The sequence below is a fragment of the Bacteroides sp. 519 genome (genome assembly GCF_010500955.1).
Taxonomy (GTDB): Bacteria; Bacteroidota; Bacteroidia; order Bacteroidales; family Bacteroidaceae; genus Bacteroides.
In genome coordinates, this window is the sequence record NZ_QVMJ01000011.1 from 193800 (window position 1) to 204241 (window position 10442).

Annotated in this window: 11 protein-coding genes; 9 read left to right on the plus strand and 2 right to left on the minus strand. The window is 38.9% G+C overall.

Annotated features, from left to right (window positions below):
* Window positions 1-431 precede the first annotated feature (431 nt).
* The 3 genes from D0T85_RS11655 to D0T85_RS11665 are packed head-to-tail and all read left to right on the plus strand — an operon-like array spanning window position 432 to window position 3328.
* Window positions 432-1655: a site-specific integrase gene (locus tag D0T85_RS11655; RefSeq protein WP_163213476.1), complete on the plus strand. Its 1224-nt coding sequence runs from the start codon at window positions 432-434 to the stop codon at window positions 1653-1655.
* A gap of 12 nt (window positions 1656-1667) precedes the next feature.
* The gene (locus D0T85_RS11660) at window positions 1668-2927 is read left to right on the plus strand and encodes a site-specific integrase (protein ID WP_163213478.1); all 1260 of its coding nucleotides are present in this window, start codon (window positions 1668-1670) and stop codon (window positions 2925-2927) included.
* A complete protein-coding gene (locus D0T85_RS11665) occupies window positions 2924-3328 on the plus strand; it encodes a hypothetical protein (RefSeq protein ID WP_163213480.1) in 405 nt (134 codons plus the stop codon). The genes D0T85_RS11660 and D0T85_RS11665 overlap by 4 nt, the downstream gene beginning before the upstream one ends.
* 183 nt (window positions 3329-3511) lie before the next feature.
* Here D0T85_RS11665 and D0T85_RS11670 read toward each other — a convergent pair whose 3' ends face one another.
* Complete coding sequence (locus D0T85_RS11670) at window positions 3512-3823, minus strand: helix-turn-helix domain-containing protein (protein ID WP_163213482.1); 312 nt, start codon at window positions 3821-3823, stop codon at window positions 3512-3514.
* Window positions 3820-4107, minus strand: coding sequence for a helix-turn-helix domain-containing protein (locus D0T85_RS11675; RefSeq protein WP_163213484.1), 288 nt, complete (start codon window positions 4105-4107; stop codon window positions 3820-3822). The genes D0T85_RS11670 and D0T85_RS11675 overlap by 4 nt, the downstream gene beginning before the upstream one ends.
* A gap of 505 nt (window positions 4108-4612) precedes the next feature.
* Here D0T85_RS11675 and D0T85_RS11685 point away from each other — a divergent pair.
* The 6 genes from D0T85_RS11685 to D0T85_RS11710 all read left to right on the plus strand — a co-directional run.
* Window positions 4613-6169 (plus strand): hypothetical protein, encoded by a 1557-nt coding sequence (locus tag D0T85_RS11685; RefSeq protein ID WP_163213488.1) that lies wholly within the window; start codon window positions 4613-4615, stop codon window positions 6167-6169.
* A 191-nt stretch (window positions 6170-6360) separates the two neighbouring features.
* Complete coding sequence (locus D0T85_RS11690; protein WP_163213489.1) at window positions 6361-6702, plus strand: hypothetical protein; 342 nt, start codon at window positions 6361-6363, stop codon at window positions 6700-6702.
* Window positions 6703-6714: 12 nt separating this feature from the next.
* A complete protein-coding gene (locus tag D0T85_RS11695; RefSeq protein ID WP_163213491.1) occupies window positions 6715-7908 on the plus strand; it encodes a serine hydrolase in 1194 nt (397 codons plus the stop codon).
* Between the two features lie 21 nt (window positions 7909-7929).
* Entirely contained in the window at window positions 7930-8670 is a 741-nt protein-coding gene (locus tag D0T85_RS11700) for a CPBP family intramembrane glutamic endopeptidase (RefSeq protein WP_163213493.1), read from the plus strand.
* 226 nt (window positions 8671-8896) lie between these two features.
* Window positions 8897-9934 (plus strand): serine hydrolase, encoded by a 1038-nt coding sequence (locus D0T85_RS11705; RefSeq protein ID WP_163213495.1) that lies wholly within the window; start codon window positions 8897-8899, stop codon window positions 9932-9934.
* Between the two features lie 12 nt (window positions 9935-9946).
* Window positions 9947-10442 (plus strand): hypothetical protein (locus D0T85_RS11710; RefSeq protein WP_203558465.1); only part of this gene is annotated, 496 nt, incomplete at its 3' end.

Genomic DNA, 10442 nt, shown 5'->3' on the forward strand with positions numbered 1-10442 from the left:
AAGTAAGATAGGATCTCTTTAAACCCACATTCACTCATTTGCAGGGAAATACTGCATAAAGGTGAATGTGGGTTTTTATATTATATTATCTTTGTGGAATGGATTCTGCAAAATAGTGATTAAATGCGAAAAAGGATGAACCCATTGATATTTAGTCTTATAGGCAGAGGTTGTCCGAAGCTGTCTTACCTTGAAAAACGCAGAAATCAGTAGTTTTCGTTGCTTTTCCGTTACCAAGTCATTACCTGTTTTTGTCGAAGCAGAATACGGCAGAATGCTATCTATTAAGTTTGTATTTAGCAGATTCCGCAAAACGAAGCGATTCGTGTCGAAATAATTTTTACGCTTGGCTCATTGATAGCAGACCGCTCATTTTTCATAACTCAAATAACTCATTTGAAAGTAATTTTAAAAACTTAAAAATGAGAGTTATGACAAACGAACTAAAGGTACTCTTTTACCTGAAAAAGAATCAGAGAAAGAAAAACGGACTCTGCCCTGTCATGGGGCGAATCCAAGTCGGAAAAACGATGGCGCAATTTAGTCTGAAGATTGATGCTGATGTCGAGTTATGGGATGTTAAAGCTGGACGGTTGAAAGGCAAGAGCGGATTTGCTAATGATGTGAACAAGCAGATAGAAAAAATAAATCTGCTTATCTACTCCCGCTACAATGAGGAAATACGCCTCGGCAAAGACTTCGCGGCAACCGATTTGAAGACCATTGTACAAGGAATTGCCAAAGCGCAAGAATCGCTCTGCGCCTATATGAGTAAGATGATTGAGAGGTTTTCCGCTCGTGTTGAAAAAGATAGAGCATTAAGCACTTTAACCAATTTCAAGCATTACCATTCTTTATTAGTCGCATTCCTGCAAACAAATCACAAATTGAATGATATTTCATTCAAAGCCCTGAACTATTCCTTTATTGAAGGCTATGTACATTATCTCCGTGTTACCCGAAAATTGTCCGTTAGAACCACAATGGGAGCTGTTGGACGAATGCGGGAAGTTATCTCCGAAGCTATAGACGAAGGCATAATCGGCAAAGACCCTTTCTTCTCTTATGAATTGGAATCGCCTGAGATTAACCATCGTAATATTAGCCGGGAAGATTTGGAAAAAATTATGTCTGCCAAGTTCGAGCAAGAAACAACGGAGATTGTCCGTGATATATTCGTATTCTCTACCTTCTGTGGATTGGCCTATATTGATGTAAAGAATCTTGCCTACGAGAACATTGTCAAACAAGAAGATGGAAGTTATTGGATTATGACCCATCGTCAAAAGACGGGAAGCGCATCCAATATCCGCTTGATGGAAGTCCCTCTCTCCTTAATTGAGAAATACAGAAACCAAAAAACCGATTGTAAAGTATTTCCTGTCCCTGAATATCCAAGCGTTCTTTATCATCTCAAAAAGATTGATAAGCAGTGTAAGCTGGGGCGAAATCTCTCCTACCACATGGCCCGACATACGTTTGCTTCCTTAATTACGCTCTCAGAGGGAGTTCCGATTGAAACCGTCAGTAAAATGTTGGGGCATCAGGATATTACGACCACACAAACTTATGCAGAAGTATCAACAGATAAAATCCTGAAAGATATTCTGCTCCTCTCCGAGAAAATCAACGGTAAATATATATTAATCAACTAAAACGACACAATCATGCGAAGCACATTCAATATATTATTCTACATCAACAAGCAGAAGATTAAGAAAAACGGTAAATGCCCGATTATGGGGCGCATTACCATCGACGGGAAAATCGTACAGTACAGTGTGAAAGAAGAGATTGAGCCAAAATTCTGGAATCCGAAAGAAGGTTGTTGTTCGGGAAAAGGGAACGAATGCAAGCGTATCAATCTCCGACTGGCTGAACTGAAAAAGGAAGCCGAGCAGCAGTATCAAAAAGATATTGAGCGCAGTGGATATGTTACAGCAGAAGGAATTAAAAACTCTATTCAAGGCATGGGCACCAATGGAATTACTCTTTTAAAAGAGTTCGACCTAATGAAAGAAGAGATAAAAAACGGCATTGGTATAACCCATACACGAGGAACTTATTACAGATATGGGAATGCATACTATATTATCCGTGATTTCTTGAAGTATAAATATGGAGTGGATGACGTAGAGTTCTCTCGCATCAACAAACAGTTTATGGAGGATTACCATTTCTATCTGCTTACGGTTCGCAATTTCTCAACTTATACCATTCAGAATTATGTTCGCTTCTTGAAACATACGATTGAGAGAGCGGTCAATAAGGAGATAATCTATCGTAATCCCGTCCGACGGTTCTATGCCGATGGTCGTAAGTCTTCTCGCCGTTGGATTTCGAGAGAAGATTTGAATACGATAATGACTAAACCTCATCCCGTGAAGAACGTGAATAAGGTGCGGAACTTATTCGTTTTTGCAGTGTTTACGGGTTTGGCTTATGCCGATATTTATAACTTGAAATGGTCGGACATTCGGACGGATAAAGCTGGGTACAAGTGGATTTATAAGGACAGAACGAAAACAACGACGGAGTGTTATATCCCACTGTTGGATATTCCATTGTCCATAATCGAGAATTTCAAGGGTAGAAAGAATACGGATAAGGTCTTTGATTTCTTCTGTTATAGGACGATGAATGTGCATCTTCAAACGCTGACTGAGTTCTACGGGTTCAAAACTCCACTCACATTCCATCAAGGGCGACACAGCTGGGCTACGACTATCTGCCTCTCAAACGGTGTTCCGATTGAGACGTTAAGCCGGACGATGGGGCATCGGAGTATAAAGACCACCCAGATTTATGCGGAAGTAACTAATATGAAAATGGACGAGGACATGAAACTGTTGGAATCCCGCATCGGCAATAAATATCAGTTACCCAATACCGATTTTACAAAACATGAAACAAAAGAGGCAATATGAAAAAGGTAAATAACAAAGGGCTGTTATCGATTCGGATTGACAGCAACAATGAAATGAAGGTTGTTTTCAAACCTGTGAATGATACCGTTTGGATGGATAGGAATGATCTTTGCCAACTATTCGGATGCTATATGAAGGATATTGACCGATGCCTTGAAGAGATATTTGGAAAGAATTTGCTTCGGTTAAAAGACACTTGCCGATACCATATTATAGCAGGTGGCAGACGTGTTAGTTATGATATTACGGCTGTAAATCTGACGGTGATCATTACGATGGCTTTCCGCTTAGAAACTCCCGAAGCACAAACGCTAAGAATATGGTTTGTGGCGCAAATTGCTAAAATGAGAGGTTTTGATGTTCTGTTTCCTGATACTGGAGAGAAATTCCGACTGAACTAAATATTGAAAAAACCAGTCAATTACATCTGACTTTTTTGAGATCGAAGCTTCGCCTCGGGAGGCTTCGGTCTCACTGCGGCGAGGCTGTGGCTTCACTCTTGTGATCCTTAGGTCTGCCTTAGGTGATCCTTAGGTGTGCCTTGGGTGAAGCTTAGGTATCAAAACCTCTCACACCAAGTTCCATCATAATTGTTTCCTTTTCCAAACATCGAAGTAGTTATTTTCAAGCATTTGCAGCACATCGGAGAGTTTATAGAGAACCTTACCCTCAATCTTGTAATAAGCAAGATGCCCACGTTCGCGGTAATCCTGTAAAGTTCGCAATCCCAATCCCAAGAGTTTGCAAACTTCTTTGTTGGTAAAGAATGCTTCGCCGAGCAATGTCGGCTTACGCAGTTTCTTGTAATTGTAAATCTTGTTGCTGCCAATCCGTATTGCAGAAAACAATTCGCTCATTTCCTTGGAACGGGAATCTAAAACATCGTCAATATTCATTGTCGTTTCTTATTTAGTGCTTCAATCCGATTCTTTTCGAGGAATTCTTTCACGTCCTCTTGCTTGTAGAAGCACTTATGACCGATTTGAGAATAAGGAATCAATCCTTTATCCCGAAAGGTTTGAAGTGACCGCTTTGAGATATTCAGAATCTGACAAACCGCTTGGTTATCCAACCAAGCGTTCTCTGGTTCGGAGTGTAATGTGGCGACTTGCGCCAGCAAATCGGCTATACATTTTTTTAGTTGCTCAAACGTCTGTCCTTCAATCATTCTGATTTCCATATTCTTTCCTCTTATAATTCGGGAACGCAAAGAAAGGCGAAATAAATCGGAAAAACGAAGGATATAAAGTTAGTGGTATAAGTTGGCAGTCGAGTGGTAGACTAACCCATTGGAAAAAACACAATAATTTTTGTGACAATCCGGTAGGCTGCGGTACTAACTATGATGAGACTGGTATTTTAGTTACTTACTCACATTTAGATAATCATGAAGAAAGTATTATTAGCAGTATTTGTTTTATTTTTGTCCTCTAAGTTTCACTTCAATCAAGAAGCAATCATTTTCATTCTGTTAATTGCTGTTTCTATGATTGTTGGATTTATCATCAAGTTAAGAGTACTGATTCCGAAAGAGTATAAGAAAGTCAAGTCTTATCTGGATAAGATGGAGAATGATAAGAAATAGTGTAACAAACTTGGAGTTGCCCCGATAAAACTACCTTTTCGTGTAACATATAATCAGGGCAAATAAAATAAATTTGTCGGCATTAAGTTAATAGATATGTATGCTTTATAATAATAGATTAAGAAACTACCTATGCGTAGTTACTGCCTGTGTTTTTATTCTTTTTTCCTGTGATGAAAAGCAAGGAAGAACCTCTCTGTTGCAAGCTGAAGGAGCGTTGGGGCAACATCCCGATACAACGGCTAATGCAAATCTATATACTGCAAAGTCATTTCTTGCACAAGGTAACAATGAAGAGGCAATGAAACATCTGCTGATTGCCAAAGATTATGCAGAATACTCCAATAACACAAGCCTTTTGGGAGTGATTTATCACGATATTGGAAACGCTTATAGCGGAGGAGGCAGCTTTAGGAAGGCATTGGAAAGCTTCAAAAAAGCGCAGTCCTATTACTCACAAAGTGGAAATAAAAAAAGAGAGGCACTCGTTCAGGACCACATAGGCAACATGGTGTTTGTTTTGGGAGAACCAGATAGCGCATTGGTGTATTTTCAAAGGGTACTCAATTATGCCGAAGAAACCGGAGACGAGTGGTATGTTGCACGTTCTCACCGAAGGATAAGTTGTGCTTATTGGGATTTAGAGCAATACGACAAAGCTAAAGAACATGCTCTGCTATCTGTAAGTTTGGATAAAGAAAGGGATGATGAGGTGTTTAACTATCCAACATTAACCAAATGTTATTTGCAAGAGGAAAAACTGGATTCTGCATTGCATTATACCGAAAAATTGAAAGAGGTAAAATATGCCGATACCAAAGAAACGTTACTTACTTATCATCATTTGAAGTCCCTTATATTTGAGAAAAAAGGCGACTACATTGCCGCTTTGAAAGAATCTAAAGCTGTTGTACAACTGCAAAGTTCCTTAGCTGAAGATATAAGGAACAGTTCTATTCCGTATCTTCAGGAGCAATATGACAAAGAACGAATAGAGGCAGAATATAATCAGGTTATAATTCATCGTCTCAGACTGATTATAGTGGTTATATCCATTATTCTGTTTGGGGCACTGTCGGGATGGTTCCTGATGTACCGCATAAAACGTAAGGAGAATGAGCTATTGGAGGCAGAACGGGCTTTAAGTACTTTCCGGGAGATGCTGACGCAGCAAGAAGAGCAGATCCAAAATTATGACCGAAAACTGATTCAACAGCATGAGGATTATAAGCAAGTAGTTTTGGAGCGGGATGAGAAGAGTGAATACTTACGGAGCTTCCTGATGGACAAATTGGATATTGCTCAAAAGATTGCACAGCTTAATATTGTGCCAAACGATAATAATAGTGCCTTCATGAAGCGCTACCAAAAGGTGTTTGGAAAGAATCTGATGGACGAATTAGGATGGGATAATCTCTATGCCCTCATCAATCAATTATATGATGGCTTTGTTGATAAAATAAAGGAATTGTATCCCGACCTTTCAGACAAAGACTTACAAATGTGTTGCTTTATCCGAGTCGGATTCCGCCCCGAAGAAATGGCTGTACTTCTGAACTACACCCAAAACACAGTACGGGTTAAGAAAACTCGTTTGTGGCAAAAATTGAAATTCAAAGACTATGAGACGTTCTTATCCACTATTATGGCTGTCTGAAATCTTCCGTTAAAGCTGAAATCTACCCCATTAACAAATTTACGGTTTAGCTCGTTTTTAAGTCTTTGATAATAAGCAGGTTTAAAAACGGGTGTTAAAGAAATCTCTTTCTGTAGTTCAACGGGAAAAGCTTATATTATAGTAACTTTGCACTTGATTTAAGGCATCTGTTTCGGATGTCACATTCAACTATGACATCTATCGAAGATTTAGAAGCGTATTGTGGGCTTACGCCCGATCCACCCATATTAATGAACAACAATGATGTTCGGAATCTGTTAGCATCAACAATCTCAGAAATTGATGTAGTTGGCGCTATCTATGATTACATTGACAGATTGTGTGATAGTGGTAGCAATATGAGTAAGCTCACAAAGCCACAAATGCTATTCTACATCGGTCATTCTTTTATCATAGATGTGAGTAATGGCGCGTTTGCAGAGGTGTTGGATAGTAGGCATTTTTATCAATGCGCAAAAGAGTTGGACAAACAGATGCTGAGTTATATACAGAAAAACATAGATGAATTTTAAAGATTAGTGAAAATGCAGAAATATAACTTTTTGGTACTCTTGCTTTTACTGCAATATTCAGTTGCGGCACAAGACTTTTCCGTTATTGATGCTTATTTTTCAGAAAAAGTAGCAGATAAAAAACTGGCAGGAGCCATCACTCTTGTGGTACAAGATGGTGAAATTTTACATTTTACTCCGTATGGGTATATGAATGTGGAACAATCTATACCGATGGATAAAAATACTATTATCCCTATAGCTTCCATGACCAAAGTAATAACTTCCATTGGCATACTGATATTGCAGGAAGAGGGAAAACTGAGTATTGATAATCCTATAGAAAAATACCTTCCGCAGTTTCGGAACCTGAAAGTTTACACAAATTCCAATACTTCGGAAACGGAAGATTTATCTACAAAATCCACCATCCGGCATTTACTTAATCATACATCCGGCATTGTTTACAGTGGCGGTAATACATTAACGGATAAATTATATACCGAAGCCGGATTCAGGGAATGGAACCGTCCATTGCCTGAATTTATTGATAAAATCACAGGTATCCCATTGGCTTTCCAACCCGAAACAAAATGGCAATATGGTTACTCACACGATGTGTTGGGTTACCTGATTGAAGTTGTATCGGGACAAACACTTGACTGTTTCCTGAAAGAACGGCTATTTATTCCCTTGGGTATGAATGATACGGATTTCTACGTTCCAAAGGAAAAGACCGACAGGCAATCTTGCTTATACCTATACAAAGACAGCATATTACAACAAAACGATGCTTCGATATATCACCATTTACCGGTAGCCTTATCGGGTGGCGGTGGCTGGTGGGATTCATACGGAGGAGCGGTTTCTACCGTTTCCGATTTCTACCTACTGGCCGACTGGCTATTGAATTACGAAAATGATATTCATCCTGATATTCTCCATTCCAATAGCCTAAAAGGGATGTTGTCAAACCAAATTGATGAATTACAAGCATTCAGGCATTACAAATACGGGTTAGGTATAGGCATTGTTGAAGATGCTGCCGGAGAAACTAAAGAAGTTTTTTGGTCGGGTTCCCCATACAACACCTATTTTTGGGTAAACTATGAGCGGAAAGAAATCGGTATCCTGTTTACCAATACCGCACCCTACGGGCATCTGGACGTGATGAATAAGTTCAAAAATATGGCAGAAGAGTTACAGGAAATAACCACAAATAAGTAAAAGAATAAAAGGAAAATACACATGAAAGCAAAATTCAAATTAGGGCTAACCCTCTTTATACTGGGTTTTTTAGGCATCCTTACGATGCTGACGGTAACTATCGGCGACATACCGGCGGAAGCACTGGAACGATTCTCGCCACAGGCAATCAAACTGCTTACACTGATAAACCCAAGCCTTATGTTGCTCGTGGCGGTAGCGACGGGTACGGAGCTTTATAACAAGGTAAACTTAAGTGTTCCGACAGTGTCCTCATTGCTAAAAATAGAAACACCTCGTGTTACTTTTCTTGAACAGTTGAAATACGGCATCCCGCTCGGACTACTGGCAGGAATACTGGTGATGCTCATTTCGTTCACCTTCAGTTCCGTTATTCCGCAAGAGTTTAAAGACCTCGAAAGCAAGGTGGAGGTAACTCTCCTTGCCCGTTTCGGTTATGGCGGGATTACTGAAGAACTGCTGATGCGCTTCGGATTGATGACCGTTCTTGTATGGGGTGTTTCAAAAATAATGAAACGGTTGAACAGTGCAGTTTACTGGATAGGTATCGGGCTGACTTCAATTATTTTCGCATTGGGACATTTTCCTATGATTTTCCATGCCATTAGTGAACCGAGTACAGCAATGCTGCTCTATTCGCTCATCGGGAATTCCGTAGCAGGACTGTTTTTCGGATGGCTTTATTGGAAAAAAGGGCTTGAATCGGCTATGATAGCCCATTTGTTTACCCATGTGGCAATGGTTACTATAGGAATAATATAAACAAAATGGATCTATAATTATGATTTTAGATTTTTTCAAAAAGCAAGGAGCAAATGTCCTGACATTCATTAATATGATTTTGGGACTCGTAGCTATTGCGTTTTCCATTCATGAGAATTACAAGTTAAGCAGTATATTTATTATCATATCCGCACTCGTGGAGTCTTGTTGATGCAGATGATTGTATAGAATGGATGTTGAAATGGATAGATAAATGAAATTATAGATGAAAATGAAACTTGCACTTTTTCTCACCTTTTTGTTTGGATGCAATTGTGTGTTTGGACAACTATCAGATGACGATTGTCTCTCGAAAATAGATTCCTTAATCTTAATAAATAAAAGTAAGCCATTTAGCGGAATCGTTCTTATTGGTCTGCAAGAGAAAGAACTTTATCAGAAAACCATCGGATTTTCCGATATAGAAAAGATGAAGCCAATAGAAAAGAACGACCAATTCGTTATCGGTTCTATAAGCAAACAATTTACTACTGTCTTAGTGCTCCGGGAATATGATAAAGGACGGCTGAAACTGCATGAACCTATCCGTGGGTATTTGCCCGAACTAACGCAAAGTTGGGCTGATACTGTAACAGTCCATCATCTATTGACACACAAGCATGGAATTACCGAATTAGATAAACCTACATTATTCAAAGTTGGTTCCCAATACGCCTACTCACAAATAGGTTATGATATATTGGCTAGCATTACAGAACGTACTTCAGGGAAAACATTTGCTGTACAATCGGCAGAATTATTCAAACTATGTGGAATGCAGAATACCTTTCATCCCGATACAAAAGGGTACACTCATTTGGTTAAAGGATATACAGAAGAGGATAACGGAAGTCTTAAATTTGACAATACAAGTTTTCAAAACTGTGCTGCCGCCGGTTCCTTCATTTCTACAGCGGAAGATTTGCTGATATGGAATAACTGTTTTTACACAACTAAGTTGTTAAAAGAGGAAACTATGAAGCTGTTGACGATGAAACAGAAAGGAGCTATCAGACAGCATCCTATCTTTGGGGAAACACATTATGGCTATGGTATTACAGTTGATACAAAAGACGAACTTCTACAATGGGGACAAACTGGTTTTGCTCCCGGTTTTATATCCATGAATTTTTATTTCCCCGAAACTCAGACAAGCGTTATCGTACTCGAAAATGTGGCTTATGATACTGATGATTTGAAAAAAACATTTCATATACATACCGGAATATTGGATGTTGTCAGGGAGAATTTGCAATTAAAATAAAACTTCACATATATGAAAAACAAAGAACTAATTCTTAACCCTTACTTTATAAGCGGGTTATTTATGCTGATGCTGAATGATTTTTGTCTGAAACAGGAGTTCGGTAACTTCCTGACAGGGAAACTGTCCGACTTCGCCGGATTACTGATTTTCCCGATGTTTATGGCCGCTCTCTCTCCGAAGCTAAAGAAAACAGCAGCCTTTATCACGGGTATCGGGTTTATACTTTGGAAACTACCTTTGATGACACCTATTATTGATTGGATAAATCATGTAACTGGGTTTGGTATATCCAGAGTTATAGATTATACGGATTACATGGCGCTTGCTATTCTTCCACTAAGTCATTATCTTATAAATAGAAAAGAAAGTCAATCAATTGTTTCGTTCTCACGCCTGAAGGCTGTTTCTAACCCAACTTTCACTCTTAAAAATAATTTTCATAAAAATTGCACTTCTATTTCCCACTATGTCAATCATAACATATTGAGAATCAATTATAGGATTG

Coding starts and splice junctions, on each gene's coding strand:
- D0T85_RS11685 (WP_163213488.1), top strand. CDS start 4,613: ATGCTTTATAATAATAGATTAAGAAACTACCTATGCGTAGTTACTGCC.
- D0T85_RS11670 (WP_163213482.1), bottom strand. CDS start 3,823: ATGAATATTGACGATGTTTTAGATTCCCGTTCCAAGGAAATGAGCGAA.
- D0T85_RS11660 (WP_163213478.1), top strand. CDS start 1,668: ATGCGAAGCACATTCAATATATTATTCTACATCAACAAGCAGAAGATT.
- D0T85_RS11700 (WP_163213493.1), top strand. CDS start 7,930: ATGAAAGCAAAATTCAAATTAGGGCTAACCCTCTTTATACTGGGTTTT.
- D0T85_RS11695 (WP_163213491.1), top strand. CDS start 6,715: ATGCAGAAATATAACTTTTTGGTACTCTTGCTTTTACTGCAATATTCA.
- D0T85_RS11675 (WP_163213484.1), bottom strand. CDS start 4,107: ATGGAAATCAGAATGATTGAAGGACAGACGTTTGAGCAACTAAAAAAA.
- D0T85_RS11665 (WP_163213480.1), top strand. CDS start 2,924: ATGAAAAAGGTAAATAACAAAGGGCTGTTATCGATTCGGATTGACAGC.
- D0T85_RS11690 (WP_163213489.1), top strand. CDS start 6,361: ATGACATCTATCGAAGATTTAGAAGCGTATTGTGGGCTTACGCCCGAT.
- D0T85_RS11705 (WP_163213495.1), top strand. CDS start 8,897: ATGAAAATGAAACTTGCACTTTTTCTCACCTTTTTGTTTGGATGCAAT.
- D0T85_RS11655 (WP_163213476.1), top strand. CDS start 432: ATGACAAACGAACTAAAGGTACTCTTTTACCTGAAAAAGAATCAGAGA.